The organism is uncultured Sunxiuqinia sp. (assembly GCF_947495665.1).
GTDB classification, from domain to species: domain Bacteria; phylum Bacteroidota; class Bacteroidia; order Bacteroidales; family Prolixibacteraceae; genus Sunxiuqinia; species Sunxiuqinia rutila.
The window spans coordinates 39301-55976 of sequence record NZ_CANLZV010000014.1 but is presented as its reverse complement, the minus strand read 5'-3'; the positions used below and the strand labels follow the sequence as shown (position 1 = coordinate 55976).

10 protein-coding genes are annotated in these 16676 nt (G+C 43.0%); all 10 read left to right on the top strand.

Annotation, left to right across the window (positions count from 1 at the left end; translation table 11 throughout):
* Positions 1–71: 71 nt before the first annotated feature.
* The 10 genes from Q1A18_RS15130 (at position 72) to Q1A18_RS15085 (ending at position 16580) form a co-directional block, all read left to right on the top strand.
* On the top strand, positions 72–2573 hold the full coding sequence (locus Q1A18_RS15130) for a glycoside hydrolase N-terminal domain-containing protein (RefSeq protein ID WP_299582337.1): 2502 nt from the start codon (positions 72–74) through the stop codon (positions 2571–2573).
* 201 nt (positions 2574–2774) lie between these two features.
* Positions 2775–4679, top strand: coding sequence for a sulfatase (locus Q1A18_RS15125; protein ID WP_299582334.1), 1905 nt, complete (start codon positions 2775–2777; stop codon positions 4677–4679).
* A gap of 68 nt (positions 4680–4747) precedes the next feature.
* On the top strand, positions 4748–5878 hold the full coding sequence (locus tag Q1A18_RS15120) for a glycoside hydrolase family 43 protein (protein ID WP_299582331.1): 1131 nt from the start codon (positions 4748–4750) through the stop codon (positions 5876–5878).
* Positions 5879–5905: 27 nt separating this feature from the next.
* Positions 5906–7441 carry an arylsulfatase gene (locus Q1A18_RS15115; RefSeq protein WP_299582328.1) on the top strand — a complete coding sequence of 512 codons (1536 nt, stop codon included), beginning with the start codon at positions 5906–5908 and terminating at the stop codon, positions 7439–7441.
* A gap of 266 nt (positions 7442–7707) precedes the next feature.
* Positions 7708–8247 carry an RNA polymerase sigma-70 factor gene (locus tag Q1A18_RS15110; RefSeq protein WP_299582325.1) on the top strand — a complete coding sequence of 180 codons (540 nt, stop codon included), beginning with the start codon at positions 7708–7710 and terminating at the stop codon, positions 8245–8247.
* Positions 8248–8400: 153 nt separating this feature from the next.
* Entirely contained in the window at positions 8401–9309 is a 909-nt protein-coding gene (locus tag Q1A18_RS15105; protein ID WP_299582322.1) for a FecR domain-containing protein, read from the top strand.
* Positions 9310–9551: 242 nt separating this feature from the next.
* Complete coding sequence (locus tag Q1A18_RS15100; RefSeq protein ID WP_299582319.1) at positions 9552–12971, top strand: SusC/RagA family TonB-linked outer membrane protein; 3420 nt, start codon at positions 9552–9554, stop codon at positions 12969–12971.
* 12 nt (positions 12972–12983) lie between these two features.
* Positions 12984–14564 (top strand): RagB/SusD family nutrient uptake outer membrane protein, encoded by a 1581-nt coding sequence (locus Q1A18_RS15095; protein ID WP_299582316.1) that lies wholly within the window; start codon positions 12984–12986, stop codon positions 14562–14564.
* 24 nt (positions 14565–14588) lie between these two features.
* Positions 14589–15662 carry a LamG domain-containing protein gene (locus Q1A18_RS15090; RefSeq protein WP_299582314.1) on the top strand — a complete coding sequence of 358 codons (1074 nt, stop codon included), beginning with the start codon at positions 14589–14591 and terminating at the stop codon, positions 15660–15662.
* Between the two features lie 129 nt (positions 15663–15791).
* Positions 15792–16580, top strand: a complete 789-nt coding sequence (locus Q1A18_RS15085; RefSeq protein ID WP_299582311.1) for a phosphatidylinositol-specific phospholipase C/glycerophosphodiester phosphodiesterase family protein — start codon at positions 15792–15794, stop codon at positions 16578–16580.
* The last annotated feature ends 96 nt before the right edge of the window (positions 16581–16676 follow it).

Genomic DNA, 16676 nt, shown 5'->3' with positions numbered 1-16676 from the left:
TGAAATTATCCTATTTTTAAAACTTTATTTTCAAATCCTGTTTGACTAATCGATATAAAAACACGAAACGAATGATTAAAATAACAATGAAACACCTTATGCTGATAACCTGTTTATTGGCACTTTTGGGGCCTGTTCAGGCCCAAACAACCTATACCAAAGGCTTGTCGGTTTGGTTTGATGAGCCGAATGATCTGAGTGGAAAAGCCATTTGGTACAGTGGTGATGAAAGTCGCTACAAAGGGGAGGACAAACCCATATCTGCTGGAAATGCAGCCCGAAATGCTGATCAGGACTGGGAATCCAAATCGTTGCCTTTGGGTAATGGAAGCCTGGGGGCCAATGTGATGGGATCGGTTGCCACTGAGCGCATCACTCTGAACGAAAAAACGCTGTGGCGAGGAGGTCCCAATACGGCTAAAGGAGCAGCTTATTATTGGAATGCCAACAAGCAGTCGGCTCATTTGCTAGACGATATTCGTCAGGCTTTTGTTGATGGCGACCAGGCGAAAGCAGCCCGCTTGACCCGTGAAAACTTCAATGGTCTGGTGCCTTATGCATCCGATGCTGAGAAACCGTTCCGCTTTGGCAATTTCACAACCATGGGGGAGCTGTACATTGAAACCGGAATTGATGAAACAGCGATAAGCGATTATCAGCGCATTCTGTCAGTGGACTCGGCTTTGGCTGTGGTGCAGTTTCAGGCCGATCAAATTCATTATCAACGACGAACTTTTATTTCTTATCCGGACCAGGCGATGGTCATCCGGTTTTCGGCCACTGAAAAAGGGAAGCAAAACCTGAATTTGAGTTATGCCCCCAATCCGGTGTCGGAAGGTACGATGCAGGCTGATGGACAAAACGGATTGGTTTATACCGGCCGTTTGGATAACAATAACATGCAGTTTGTGATTCGGATTCAGGCTACTGCGAAAGGCGGAACTTTTTCGAATGCGGATGGTAAGCTGAAGGTAACCGGAGCCGATGAAGTGGTTTTTCTGCTTACGGCAGACACTGATTACCAAATGAATTTTGATCCGGACTTTTCAGATCCGAAAACCTATGTGGGAGTTGATCCGCTTGCAACCACTCAAAGCCAAATGAAACAGGCAATGAGCAAAGGGTACGACCAACTTTTTAGCAATCATTACCAGGATTATTCCACGCTGTTTAACCGCGTTCGTTTGAACTTGAACCCAACGACAGAAAGCCCGATGTTGCCAACCAACAAGCGTTTGGAGCGTTACCGTGCGGGAGAAAAGGATTTTCACCTGGAAGAATTGTATTACCAGTTTGGACGTTACCTGCTCATTTCCAGCTCGCGGCCAGGTAATTTACCAGCTAACCTGCAGGGGCTTTGGCACAATAATGTGGATGGTCCATGGCGGGTCGATTACCACAACAACATCAATGTACAAATGAACTACTGGCCAGCCTGCGCCACCAGTTTGGATGAATGTATGCTGCCGATGATTGATTTCATTCGCACGTTGACCAAACCGGGTGCCGAAACGGCCAGGTCCTATTTTGGTGCTCGTGGATGGACTGCTTCCATTTCAGGAAACATCTTTGGTTTTACGGCTCCGCTAACCAGCCAGGATATGTCGTGGAATTTTAACCCAATGGCCGGACCGTGGCTGGCGACCCATGTTTGGGAGTATTACGATTATACGCGCGATAAACAGTTTCTGAAAGAAACAGGCTATGAGCTAATCAAAAGTAGTGCGCAGTTTGCGGTGGACTATTTGTGGCATAAGCCTGATGGAAGCTATACCGCAGCGCCGTCAACGTCTCCCGAACATGGCCCGGTTGATCAGGGAACCACCTTCGTACACGCAGTGGTTCGTGAAATCCTGTTGAATGCCATGGAAGCCAGTGAGATTTTAGGAGTCGACAAGCAGGAACGCAAGCAGTGGGCTGAGGTTTTGGAAAGACTGGCTCCTTATCAAATTGGGCGCTATGGTCAACTGATGGAGTGGTCGGAAGATATTGATGACCCGAAAGATAAGCACCGCCATGTGAACCACCTGTTTGGCTTGCATCCGGGACATACGATTTCGCCTATTGCGACTCCCGAACTGGCAGAAGCTTCGCGCGTGGTTTTGGAGCATCGGGGCGATTTTGCTACCGGATGGAGTATGGGCTGGAAGCTAAACCAGTGGGCGCGCCTGCACGATGGCGATCATGCCTATAAATTGTATGGCAATCTGTTGAAAAACGGAACGCTGGATAACCTGTGGGATACGCATCCTCCGTTTCAGATTGATGGAAACTTTGGCGGGGTAGCCGGAGTTACTGAAATGCTGCTACAAAGTCACATGGGCTTTATTCATTTGTTGCCTGCTCTTCCTGCGGCCTGGGGAAGTGGATCAGTCAGCGGACTTTCGGCACGCGGTAATTTTCAGGTTTCATTGGAGTGGAAGGATAACCAACTCTTGCAAGCCACAATTATTTCAAATGCTGGTGAAACTTGCACGGTTCGTTATCTTGATCAGGAATTGACTTTCAAAACAAAAAAAGGAAAAAGCTATAGCATCCGCCAGCGTGATGGAGCATTGAAGCTGGAAAACTAGTCCTCAGAATGGAGGAGATGATTTTAGAAGTTGAGGCTTAAAAGCCCGGCGAAGAAGAGAAGCATTTTTCCGATGCTTCTCTTTTTTTTAGATCATCCTGTTAAATAGTTCGGCTTTAAATTGATCAGAATCAATTAATTTAGCATATTTATTTCAATTTAATTTGCTGAAATAAAATAGCCTGAACTAAAGTTACCTCCTATGAACCTCACTAAACCACCGAGAATACTGCTTTGGATACCGTTGCTAGTTGGAAGCACAGCATGGGCACAGCCCAAACCCAACATTTTGTGGATCACCATCGAAGATACTTCGCCCCAATTTATTGGATGCTATGGCAATGAAGATGCCCGGACACCTGTCATTGACCGGTTGGCCGGCGAAGGCGTTCGTTTTACCAATGCGTTTTCTACCGGAACAGTTTGTTCGCCCAGCCGATCAGCCATTATAACCGGCGTGAAGACCTATAAAACAGGCACCGGAAATCACCGGAGCAACTATCCGGTTCCGGAGTTAATCAAAGGATTTCCTTATTACCTGAGGTCGGAAGGTTACTACACCACCAACAACAGTAAAACTGACTACAATGTAGCCCGGGCTAAGGATTTTATAAAAGAAGCCTGGCATGAAAGCTCGGGCAAGGCGGGCTGGTGGAACCGACAGCCGGGACAGCCTTTTTTTGCCGTTTTTAACTTGGTAGATAGTCACCAATCCCGAACTATGACAGAAAGTTATGCGTGGTATGAACAGAATGTGCTGGAACATCTGGAAGAAGCAGAACGCATTGGCGATGACGATTTTGAGATGCCACCATTTTACACGGATAACCCTGAAATGCGCAGGCAGATGGCCCGTGTCTATAATTCCATCAAACTAACGGACAATAAGATTAAAGCTTTGTTGACCCGGCTGGAAAAGGATGGATTGAAAGACAGTACGATTATCTTCTTTTATGCCGATCACGGAGAGGGCATTCCGCGCGGGAAAACCAATGGGATTAACCTGGGGTACCGGGTGCCATTTGTGGTTTGGTTTCCTGAAATGTACAAGGATCTTTCGCCATGGGGAACGGGCGTGGTTACCGATGAGTTGGTTGATTTTACGGATCTGGCACCAACGATGATCCGTTTGGCAGACGGGGAGCCGGCTGCCCATTTGGAAGACCGAAGCTTGCTGGGGGCCAATCGCTCTGAAAAGGCCGATTACCTGTTTTTATCTTCAGATCGCTCAGACAATGGAATCGATAAAGTGCGAACAGTGACGGATGGTAAGTTTGTGTATTCCCGAAATTTCATGCCGTTTATGCCTGAAGCCAGGTACATCCGCTACATGGAAATTGGGGAGATTAAACAGCAAATGCGCAAGGACCTGGCTGAAAACAAACTGAATGACTTGCAGCAAAGCTTGTTTGCAGAACGATCCGCTGAATTTTTATATGACATTGAAAATGATCCTTGGGAAACCAAAAACCTGGTTGCTAATCCTGTTTTCAAGCCTGTTTTGGAGCAAATGCGTAGCCAGTTGAAAATGGAGATTCTTCGTGCTCGTGATGTTTTGCTTTTGCCTGAATATGAAATTGGCTTGATTTCAGAGACAACAACGCCTTATGAATTCCGACTGAATGATCAAAACTATCCGGTTGAGGAAATCTACAAGGCTTCTTCCTTGTCGGGAATGCGAGGCAAAAAGGTGGCTAAGCAGCAGTTTGAATTGCTTCAGTCCGATAATAAAATCGTTCGCTATTGGGCTATGATTGGCTTAAGGTCGCAGCACTCGGAAGATTTGAAAGCATTCGAGCCTGAAATTGTTGAGGCCATGACAGACAGCTATCCTCCCGTGGCAATCACGGCTTCGGCCATTGCTTTTCAGCTTTTTCAAAATGAATTGGCAGAAAACCGGCTGAAACAATTTTGCCTCAGCAACAACATGGACCTGGCCTTGATGAGCCTGAATTTCTTGCTATATGTTGACAATAAACAGCCATTTGTGGAGGTCGTCAAGGCGGTTCGTGAAAAGAAGACAAGTATTTATAACGTGAAGGCGGCCTGTGCTGACTTTTTGGGGAGTTTGGGGCTTATCCCTAATAATACCGATTTCAGACAATAGCGAGTTTTGCAATAGAATTAAGAAGGATAAACGATGAGCAGACTTAAAAACTTAACTAATTTTAGAAAGTGAAATTATCCAAAGAACTAACGACCCTGACTTTTGTTTTGCTGAGTTTGTTTTGCTCGGCTCAAAACAACAAGCAACAACACTTCGAGCCCGGAGCAATTTGGCCCGATAACAACGGTGTTCATATCAACGCACATGGAGGCGGCTTGCTGGAGTTTGAAGGAACCTACTATTGGTACGGCGAACACAAGATTGAAGGCAAAGCCGGTAATCAGGCCAAGGTGGGGGTGCATGTTTATTCTTCCACCAATTTGTACAGCTGGAAAGATGAGGGAATCGCTCTTCGGGTTTCCAATGATCCTGAGAGTCCGATTGTGAAAGGATGTATCATCGAACGTCCGAAAGTTATTTTCAATAAAAAGACGGGCAAATTTGTGATGTGGTTTCATCATGAATTGAAAGGAATGGGGTATTTAGCAGCAAAAACCGGCTTGGCCGTTGCTGACTCACCTATTGGTCCATTTACCTATCAACACAGTGTCAATCCCAATGCGGGGCAGTGGCCGATGAACTTTACGGCAGAGCAAAAGCAAATGCGTTTTCCTGAAGATTTGAAGAGCTGGTCGGAGGAATGGCTCGCTGCCGTTGCTGATGGCTTGTTTGTTCATCGTGATTTAGAGAAAGGACAAATGGCCCGTGATATGACCCTTTTTGTGGATGATGACGGGAAAGCCTATCATATTCATGCTTCGGAAGAGAATCTGACCTTGCATATTGCTGAGTTGAATGAGGAATACACGGACTTTACCGGGCACTATGTTGCGGTATTGCCTGCCGGGCATAATGAAGCACCGGCTATTTTTAAGAAAGACGGCAAATATTACCTGATTGCTTCTGGTTGCACGGGGTGGGCGCCCAATGCAGCCCGCTCGTTTGTGGCTGACTCCATTTGGGGGCCGTGGAAATCTTTGGGGAATCCCTGTCGGGGAACCAGTGTGCAACAACAAACTACCTTCGATTCCCAGAGTACCTTTATTTTTGAAAATCCGCATAACTCGGGTGAGTTTATTTTTATGGCTGACCGTTGGAGCCCTGAAAATGCCATCGACGGACGCTATATCTGGTTGCCCATCATGTTTGAAAATGACAAACCCGTTATTCACTGGCAGGGAAAATGGAAACTGAAATAAGCACTAATTATTCAATATTAACAAGAAATGAAAAATCTACTACTGACTACTACTTGTATGGCTGCGGTTACCGCCTGCACAACAAGTGAAAAACAAGCCGCAGAGCTTAAACCCAACATTGTTGTAATTTACCTCGATGATTTGGGCTATGGGGATGTGAGTGCCTATGGAGCCACTCAGCTAAAAACGCCCAACATGGATGCCCTGGCGAATGGAGGCGTTCGGTTTACCGACGCTCATGCCACCTCGGCGACCTGCACACCCAGCCGTTTTGGCTTGTTAACCGGCGTGTATCCCTGGAGAAACAAGGATGCTAATATTCTTCCGGGAACGGCACCTTTAATTATTGATACCGCACAGGTAACTATTCCTAAAATGCTTAAAAAACAAGGTTATCACACCGGAATCGTGGGGAAATGGCACCTTGGCCTGGGAACCGGAGTGGTTGACTGGAATGGGCATATCGCTCCCGGACCAAATGAAGTGGGGTTTGATGATGCTTACATTATGGCTGCTACACAAGACCGGGTTCCAACCGTATATATCGACAATGGTTATGTGGATAATTTGGATCCTAATGACCCGATTGAAATCAGCTATCAGCACAACTTTGAGGGTGAGCCAACAGGAAAAGATAATCCGGAATTGCTGACCATGAAATGGCATCATGGACATAACAATAGCATTGTGAATGGCGTTCCGCGTATTGGATTCATGAAAGGCGGGGAAGCAGCCAAATGGAGCGATGTGGACATGGCTGACCATTTTTTAGCAAAAGCTCAGGAGTATGTGCGAAAGCATAAGGATGAGCCCTTCTTCTTGTATTATGCCATGCAGCAACCGCACGTGCCACGTACGCCACATCCTCGTTTTGTAGGTTCAACCACCATGGGCCCCCGTGGGGATGTAATTGTTGAGGCCGACTGGTGTATTGGTGAATTTGTTAAAACACTGGAAGAAGAGGGCTTATTGGAGAATACGCTGATTGTATTGAGCAGTGATAACGGGCCTGTAATTAATGATGGTTATTATGATGATGCCGTTGAGAAACTTGGAAGTCATACGCCGTCAGGTCCTCTTCGGGGTGGAAAATACAGTTTGTTTGAAGCGGGTACACGCGTGCCGTTTATCACTTACTGGAAAGGTAAAATTACACCTCAGGTATCTGATGCTCTGCTTTGCCAGATGGACTTGTTAGCTTCTCTGGCTTCCTTGGCTGACACGGAAGAGAAGACAACCGATAGTCAGGATTTATTACCCGTGTTGCTTGGTGAAAGTGCTGCCGGACGGGAGGAGTTGGTGCTTGAAGCCACTAGCCGTACTGCCCTGCGTAAAGGCGACTGGCTGATGATTCCTCCTTACAAAGGACCAGCAAAGATCAAGAGTGTCAATATTGAGATTGGAAATTCGAAGGATTTTCAACTGTATAATCTGAAAGATGATTTGGGACAGCAGCAAAATCTGGCTCAGGAACAACCGGAGAAATTGGAAGAGATGCTTGAAGCCTATACTGCACTCCGCGGTGTTGAAAAATCGAAAATACAACCAATCGAATTAAAATAACTAGCTGTAAACGAATTAAAAGCTTATTAATACCATGGGGGAGACCTCATGGTATTTTTTTTGATATGCGAAACAGATTGTTTGTATTTTGGGATTCTTAGTGAAATTTTCTCATAGGTGTTCAAAATCCTGAAAAGAAAAAGAGCAACTAAATAGTTGAAGGTTAGTTGACGTCTTTCTTTTTCCTAGAATTGTCAGTTGTGTGTTCCAGAATTAATATTGGCGAAGGCAATATTTTCTTATTATTGTAATCCATTCGGAGGTTTGTGAGAAAAAACGACAAGATAGAATCTTTCCCCAATGCTTTGGACAATTATAGCAGCTTTCAACAGTTGTTTGAAAGTTACTACGGACGCTTGTGCGCTTATGTATTTAGCCTGACCCACAATCATGCAGCGTCTGAAGATATTGTGCAAGAGTTGTTTATTCGTTTGTGGAATGACCGGGCTCGAATCTCCATTCAGGAAAATATTTTAGCCTATTTATTTCGGGCATCGCGTAATTCAGCGTTGAATTACCTACGGGGCGAAGCCAATCGTGATAAGCAGATAAAAAAGCTGAATATTCAGGACAGCATGGTAGATCGGAATTTTTTGGAAGAAGAAGAGTTCGTCTCTTTTTTGGAAGATTGTATTGACGACTTGCCTGAACGTTGTCAACAGGTATTTCGAATGAGTCGGTTTGAAGGCTGTAAGCAAGCAGAAATAGCTGATCAATTGGGTACTTCGGTTAAAACTATTAAGAATCAGATTTGGAAATCGCTTCAATATCTTAGAACCTGTCTTGAGGCGAAAGACGCTTTTTAGCTTTTTCTTAAATTTTTTTCATTTCGAAATAGGACCTTTTTCTTTTAGGGGTGTCATACTTATAAATACCGCAAAATGACATCGTCCAAAAAAATAGAAAATCAGCTAGTTGATCATTTAACTTCGGAAGGAGAACCCAATAACCCTGAAGAATTGAAAAGCTGGCTGAACGAGTCAGATGAGAACCAACAAGAGTATCGGCATTACCAAAGGATATGGGAGGCATCTGGAAAGTTGGGTAGAGCTGGTAAATATCAGACTGGTAAGGCATGGCCCAAAGTTGATAGTCAAATAAAATGCAAGCAGCACAGAAAGGCTCGATTTATTCGCTTTAGTTATGCGGCTATGGGGGCAGCGGCATCTTTAGTGTTGGTTCTTGCACTGGCTTTTTACACTGGACAGTTTTCGTTGCAACAAAACAACATGCAGTTAACCACTGCTTATGGAAGCCGCACTGAAGTTGTTTTACCCGATGGCTCTAAAGTGAAACTGAACTCCGGTTCTGAATTACAATACCACTTTAATCCATTAACAAAGACCCGTGAAGTAGCACTGAAGGGAGAAGGGTTTTTCCAGGTGGCTAAAAACGGTCATTCTTTCCATATTCAAACGCCGCAAGGAATGGAGCTGAAAGTTTTGGGAACTACTTTTAATATTTCGGCTTATCCTGAGGACAAGGTTGTTCATACTGCTTTGGTTGAAGGGAGTGTTGAGCTCTTGAACGCAGAGAACCAAAAGGTCGTTTTAACTCCTGGTCAAATTATGACTTTTAATACTAGAGATCAATCTTTCTCAAAAAAAGAAGGCAAACTGTCTCACATTGTTGGATGGACTGAGAATAAGATCTATCTCGACCGTACCTCTTTAGAAGCAACCAGTGTTTTGCTGGAGCGTTGGTTTGATGTATCAATTCGGATTATTCCTGAAGAATTGGGAAAAGACATTCACTATACGGGTGTTTTGGAAGAAAAAGATATTCGAGATGTGCTGCACGCTTTAAGCGAATTGAGTGAGATTAAATATTCAATTGAAGGAAATGAGATTCTGGTTCGAAAGCGATGATAAACGGAACGGATTGACGAAAAAGACAACTAAGTATCAATTCAATATTAACGAATAAAAAACCATAACATATGAAGCAAAAAGAAAGACCAAAATCCGGCAAAACTTAATAAGCCTGTAATGTTTTTGTAATAGACCTAACTTAGATTTGCCCGGCAGATGAAAAAACCGAAAGGCCTGCCCGCCCTCCGGTTTTAAAGATCAAATAGTAATAAGTTATTTAATCAAATCAACTCAAAAGTATGAAAAAAAAGTATGAATTGGGGACTTCCCATCGGGTAGTCTTAAAAAAACTCATGTTGATGACTAAGCTAACAGTATTCTTCGTACTCGCGTTAAGCCTGAATGTGTTTGCCTCAGTGTATTCGCAGAATACAAAGCTGAACCTGAATTTGGAGCAAACCTCAATTAAGGAAGTTCTGCAGACAATTGAAAGTCAGTCTGACTTTCGGTTTATTTATGAAAATGAAAAATTGAATTTGGATCGGAAGGTAAACATTCAAGTGGCAGGCCAGTCTGTCACTGAAGTGTTGAATCATCTTTTCGAGGATCAGAATATTGGTTATACGATTACTTCGAGTAATCTGATCATTATAAAACCGGATTCGGGGCTTGGCACGATGAGCCAACAAGCTCATGACGTTAGTGGTAAAGTGATTGACGAAACGGGTACTCCACTTCCTGGTGTTTCTATTGTTCTTAAAGGAAGCACTACAGGTACAGTAACCGATATGGATGGGAACTTTACTCTTTCGGGATTAACTCCTGACGTGATTTTGGTTTTTTCATTTATTGGGATGGAAACTCAAGAGGTTTTGGTTGGTAGTCAGCGCATTTTCAACATTACACTAACAGAAGAAACGGTTGGTATTGGCGAAGTTGTCGCTATTGGTTATGCCAATGCCCGCAAAGAGGACCTTTCTGTTGCTGTTGCCAATATTAAAATTGATGACAGTTTTAAAGGCAGGCCGGCATCAATAGGAACAATTTTGCAGGGAGAAATGGCTGGAGTTCGGGTGGTACAATCCGGAGATCCTACCGGGGGGGCAGATATTAGCATCCGGGGGCGTGGAAACCGAGGTGGTGACGGAGTGCTGTACATTGTTGATGGAGTGCCTAATGCTCCATACAATGCTGCCGATATAGAATCCATTACGGTGCTTAAAGATGCGGCTTCGGCTGCAATTTATGGAGCCTATGCAGGATCAGGAGGTGTAATTATTATAACTACGAAGCAGGCCAAAGCAACAGACTTAGTTGTGGATGCCAATGTGTGGACTGGTTATCAAACAGCCTGGAGCTTGCCTGATGTCCTTAATGCCGAGCAGTTTAATAAAGTATGGAAAGATGCGTCAACTGCTGCAGGAACAAATATTCCGGCAGCTTATGATCCTTTGCAGTTCCCTTATGGAAATATAACACGAACAGACTGGCTGGATGCAATTTTTCGCTCAGGTCATATGCAACATTATGACGTAACCCTGCAAGGTGGCTCAGAAGCAGTTAAGGCATTAGGATCGGTTAGTTATGATAAGACGGAGGGAACACTGATTACAACATATTCTGAAAAACTTACTGCTCGCTTGAATGTTGACTTTTTACTAGCGGACTGGGCTACTTTGAGCCAGCGATTAGTGTACGACTTTGGAAATGGGAAAAGTGGTATTGGTGGTGGGCATACAGGAGTTGTTTTTGGAGCGATGGCTTACCCGCGTTATGCAACTGTTTTCGAATACGATGAAGATGGTAATAAACTGCCTGGGGGAACAATGCCTCGCTGGGCGCTGGAAGAAGGGTTTAGTGTTGAAGCTGACCTGTTTAATCCAGTAACTCAATTAGAAAATTCAAGGCAGCATAACCCGTCCAATAGGTTGTTTTCTTCTAGTATCTTGTCTCTTAAGCCTTTGTCAGGCTTAGAGTTTAACTCAATGTATTCCTATGATTTGACAAATACCAGAAATGAGTCATTCACTAAAAAGTTTACGGCACCAGGAAGAACCGTTGACGAAAACTATAGAAGTATTGCTAACACGATGCTGACTCGCTGGAATTGGGAGAATACACTTTCCTTTACAAAGGAGTTTGATAATAAGCACATTGTTTCTGTTTTAGGTGGATTTACAATGAATTATCTGACTCAGCGCTATAATGCGACCTATACTCGTGGATATGATTTTGAGAATGAAAATTATACAATTTTCCCGAACGCAGGGGATTGGTCATATGCTAAACCCGATGAATCTATTTGGGAAGAGTCAACTGTTTCTGCGCTGGCAAGAGCTTCTTATTCATTTAGTGATCGTTATTTTTTAACCGCAAGTGTCCGTCGTGATGCTTCGTCTAAATTAGACCCTAACAATAATTCCGATATTTTCCCGGCATTATCTGCAGGATGGAAATTATCATCTGAACCATTTTGGGGAAAATCAGATAATCTTAGCTTTTTGAAGCTACGTGCAAGCTGGGGACAGGTCGGAAATATCCGCTCTGTAAGACGTTTTATTTATGCTCCACCTTTGGCTATTGGAGACTATGGTGTATTTCTGGGACCAGATATGGATAATCATGTTTTTGGTATCTATCAAAGTACAATTCCTAATGCAAATCTAAAATGGGAAAGGACCGAGCAAACGAATTTGGGTGTTGATTTAGGCCTTTTCAAAAATTCACTCAATGTTTCGTTTGACTATTTCTACAAACTCACCAAAGACTTAATTGAAACGATGCCTGTTCCTTCTGTGGCAGGAGTTGCATCTCCTCCGGAAGTTAATATTGGTCAAGTGGAGAACTACGGATGGGAGATGTCGGTTTCCTACCGAAAACAGCTTGGAGAATTTGCTCTTAATCTGAAAGGTAACATCGGACATGTCAAGAATAATGTCTTGAATATTGGAGACCGTGAAGTGATTTCGCATACAGATGATGTCAACTCTATGAAACCTTTGCAATCCACCGTCGGACAGCCTTGGTATTCTTATTACTTGATTGACTCAGAGGGAGTTTTTAAATCACAGGAAGAGATCAATAGTCACGCTTGGACAGATCCGGAAACAGGGAATTCGAAACTGATACAGCCCAATGCAAAACCGGGAGACTTAAAGTATCGTGATGTTAATAATGACGGATTAATCAATGATGGAGATCGGGTATACATGGGAGCTTATGATTATCCTGATTTTTCTTATGGCCTTACCTTAGGAGGAAGCTGGAAGAACTTTGAAGTAAGTATGTTCTGGCAAGGAATTTCAGGAGTCAAAATTTTCAATGGAGTTAAGGCAATGTCTTCTTCCGGATTAAAAGGGTGGAATATGACAACCGATATTTTAGACTCCTATGAATATGATCCAAACTCTGGAGTTCCAAGATTGTCACTGATTGATGACCCCAATGGTAACTATTCACTAGTATCTGATTATTTCCTGGAGAAAGGAGATTATATCCGTCTGAAGAATTTGAATATTTCTTATACCATTCCAAGCAAAGCATGGAGCTCAATGGGGCTGAAAAATCCTCCATCAATGCGCCTGTACCTGAATGGAGAGAACCTTTTAACCTTTACTAAGTATTCAGCTTTTGACCCGGAAGTTGGTAATCGAGGAATTGATGCTGGTCGTTTCCCGGTGTCAAGAATGTATAGTGTTGGTATCAATGTAACTTTTTAAAAAAAGATGAAAATGAAAAAGAATTATATACTATTAGTCCTGATTTTTTCAGTGACTTTAGCTTCCTGCGAAAAGTTCTTAGAGTTTGAGCCCTATGGGCAACCCAGTAGCTTAGGAACATTGACGGATGGTCAGGCCATGCAAACCGTGTACGCACTTTATGAATGGCAATATAATGAAGGAACAACCGGACGTGGATTTTTTTGGTATGAGAATGCCAGTGATGATATGGTTACCGGTCGCTCTCAGGCTCAGGCTCAAAATATTAAGAACTTTGTTGATAACGGATCATCTTCTCGTGATGTACGCGATAATTGGCCTAAGATGTATCAAACCATCAATTATGCCAACCAGATCATCAAGCAAGTTCCTGGTTCGGAGAGTATTTCCGAAAATGTAAGAGATTTGGTTGTTGGAAATGCGTATTACTGGCGAGGATTTGCCTACCTGTGGATTGCTCCCTGGTATGGTGATAATGGTCCCAATGGAGGTATCCCAATTGTGACAGAAGAAACCCCTGTGGAGGAAATCGATGTACCTCGCCCGGCTTCGATCCTGGAAAACTATGAATTGATCATTTCCGACCTTGAAAAAGCAGGCGAATTATTGCCATGGTTTGATGAGTTACCTGCTGACCAATGGGGTCTGACACACAAAACAGCAGCATGGTCAATGGCTGCCAGAGCTGCTCTCTATGCCGCGCAGTATGATCCTTCATATTATGACAAGGTGATTATGTATGCCGATCGGGTTATTAATTCAGGCAAACATGCTTTGCAATCAACCTATGCTGATGTTTTTGAAATTGAAAATAACTGGGGACCTGAATATATTTACAGTGTGACCAGTAATGAGAATGATGGAGCTAAATGGCCTGGGATTTCTTTTCAAAATGGAGGATTTGGATACTATAACACATGGGGATATTTTCAGCCTACAAAAGAACTCTATGATGCATTTGAACCGGGAGATGAGCGTTTGAAGAAAACAATTATAGCTCCGGGCGATACCGTTGATTTTGTTGGGAACCAAATTATTTGGCAAGTGAATCCTTCATCTACATCCAGCCCAACTGGAATGACTTTGGGAAAATGGCTTGCTCCTTTTCGTGGTGCAGATGCTATCGGTACGCGTGTCAATCCAAACGGGAATAATATGACTACTCGCTTAAATGTTCATTTGATTCGTTATGCAGATGTTCTTTTAATGAAAGCAGAGGCTTTAATATGGAAGAATGGGGAAGGCGATCCTGTGGCAAAAGAGTTACTTAATGATATTCGTGAGCGCGCAGGTTTGGCACGAAACTCTCAGGCAACAAAAGCTCAACTGAAAAACGAAAGAAGAGTTGAGTTAGCGTTTGAATTTGGCTCTTGGCGTCATCTGGATTTAGTTCGGTGGGGAGATGCTAAAGACACCTATTCTCAACCATTACATGGGTTTAAAGTAAACCTTGCCGGAAGCTCAATTGAGTCATTGGAAACAATTGAGGTTTGGCCTGCCCGTAATTTTGATCCAACGATCCATCATGTTTTTCCGATTCCTACACGGGAGATTGCAACGAGTAAGAATTTGACTCAGAATCAAGGGTATTAATTTTCAATTTAAAAAAGAACTGAAATGAAAAAAGATATTGTTTTTTTATTGATAGCTCTGGTAAGCATGTTGGCTGGTTGCGATATGTCTGATTATTCGTTGCCAGAGCCAGATGGCAGACTTTTAGGGGTAGAAGTTAGTTTGGATCATGTTGATCCGCGCACCGGAGAAACTGAAACAAATATATTTGAAGACTTTTATCGCAAGGATGATCAGGTTCAGATTGCAATAAGCTCAAGCAAAAAGATTGACAAGATTGATGTTGTTAATTCGTTAAGCAAGAGTGTTGTTCAGTCGATTGAGGTGGGAGGCAATACTGCTTCCTTTAATTATGCAGTTGAAGCGATGGGGATTCCCTTTGGACAAAGTGGTGATTTGGTTTTTCATCTCTACTATGATGATGCCGGAGAAAATGGGTTTAGCTTTCCAAGTATCCAGTCTTATGCTTTTACTGTAATTAGCGACATTCCTTCAATTGTAAATTTCAGAAAATCGGATGGGAGTGAGGTTGAGCTGCGGGCAAGCGATGTTAATATAGATAAGTATTACGAAGATTCTTCCAAAGGGCTTGTTGCACAGTTCAAGCCCGATGTAAACTCTTTTCTGGATTTGGAGGATAGTCCGTTATTGAAATTTGGAGCAAACAAAAATTTCTCTGTAAGTTTTTGGGTGCAATCTGATCATGACACAAGTGACCCGGCTATGATGGGAACTTTAGATTGGAATAGCTCTGATAATCAGGGCTGGTTGATTGCATGGAGAAATGGTAGACTTCGTATTGTGATCGGGGATGGTAATGGAACAAAGACTGATTACCGCCAGGATGATAATGATCCTTCTTTAGTTGGTCCGGAATGGCATCTTGTTGTAGTGAACTTTGACCGTGCAGGTGATTCTGAATTATTTATCGATGGAGAATTAAGGGCATCGGCTCCAATGGACCCAGTTGATATTGATAACGGAACAACTGTGAAAGTCAATCAGGATGGAACCGGGGATTATGGCGAAAAATTAGGGGCAAAATACAGTCAAATTACATTCTATGATTATGTGTTAACTTCTGATGAGGTTGCTAATCTCTATCAAACAACTAAATAGCTGAAATGAAGAAAATGAAATTGCGGATGACTCTACCCGCAATTTCATTTCTCTTACAGGTTTTATCAATGTTCTACTAACCTTAGCAATGCATGGCTTTATAGCCATCAAAAAAAACAATTAAATCCTATGAAGTCTTGGTTAACAGTTGCTTGGCTATTGGTTAGCTGTGTGACGGGAGCTCAGCCTGTCGCTCATGCTCACAATGATTATGAACACAAGCGTCCTCTATTGGATGCGCTTTCCTTTGATTTTCGAAGTATCGAGGCAGATATTTATGCTATTGGTGATTCTCTCTTCGTTGCGCACGATTTTGATGAAATAAAACCTGGAAGGACATTATGTACCCTTTATCTGAATCCGCTACAGAATTTAATTCAGGAAAACGGAGGTTCTGTTTATGGTGACGGACACTCAATTTATTTGTTGGTTGATATCAAGGATGATGCGGTCAATACATATCAATTGCTTCATGAAATATTAGAAGATTACGGGGACTGTTTGACGGTTGTTAAAAATGGAAAACAAACGCAAAGGGCAGTGCAAGTAGTTGTTTCAGGAAATCGTCCAATGAATTTAATGGCCAATCAGAAAGTTCGCTACGCGGGTTACGATGGCCGTTTGAAAGATTTAAAAACGGGAGTTGAGGCTCAATTGATGCCTTGGGTAAGCGATAGTTGGACCGACCATTTTTCATGGAATGGGAAAGGGGAATTTCCTCTCAAAGAAAAAGAGCACTTACGGCAACTTGTTGAACAGGCTAAAAGTAAAGGTTGCCTGCTACGTTTTTGGGGAACTCCTAATAAAACGGAAAGCCAGCGCGTGGCAATATGGAAAGAGCTGAAAGATGCTGGTGTTGCCATTATTGGTGCCGACGATTTGAAAGGACTACAAGAATTTCTACAGACAAGCAAGTAAGTCTTTGGTACATGCTAAATGCTGATGAACGAATTTTACGAGTTTAGTTGACCCCAAAAAAATATTTACGGTTCGGCAGCGTGCCAATTTCAAATC

Coding starts and splice junctions, on each gene's coding strand:
- Q1A18_RS15130 (WP_299582337.1), top strand. CDS start 72: ATGATTAAAATAACAATGAAACACCTTATGCTGATAACCTGTTTATTG.
- Q1A18_RS15125 (WP_299582334.1), top strand. CDS start 2,775: ATGAACCTCACTAAACCACCGAGAATACTGCTTTGGATACCGTTGCTA.
- Q1A18_RS15115 (WP_299582328.1), top strand. CDS start 5,906: ATGAAAAATCTACTACTGACTACTACTTGTATGGCTGCGGTTACCGCC.
- Q1A18_RS15100 (WP_299582319.1), top strand. CDS start 9,552: ATGAAAAAAAAGTATGAATTGGGGACTTCCCATCGGGTAGTCTTAAAA.
- Q1A18_RS15095 (WP_299582316.1), top strand. CDS start 12,984: ATGAAAAAGAATTATATACTATTAGTCCTGATTTTTTCAGTGACTTTA.
- Q1A18_RS15090 (WP_299582314.1), top strand. CDS start 14,589: ATGAAAAAAGATATTGTTTTTTTATTGATAGCTCTGGTAAGCATGTTG.
- Q1A18_RS15085 (WP_299582311.1), top strand. CDS start 15,792: ATGAAGTCTTGGTTAACAGTTGCTTGGCTATTGGTTAGCTGTGTGACG.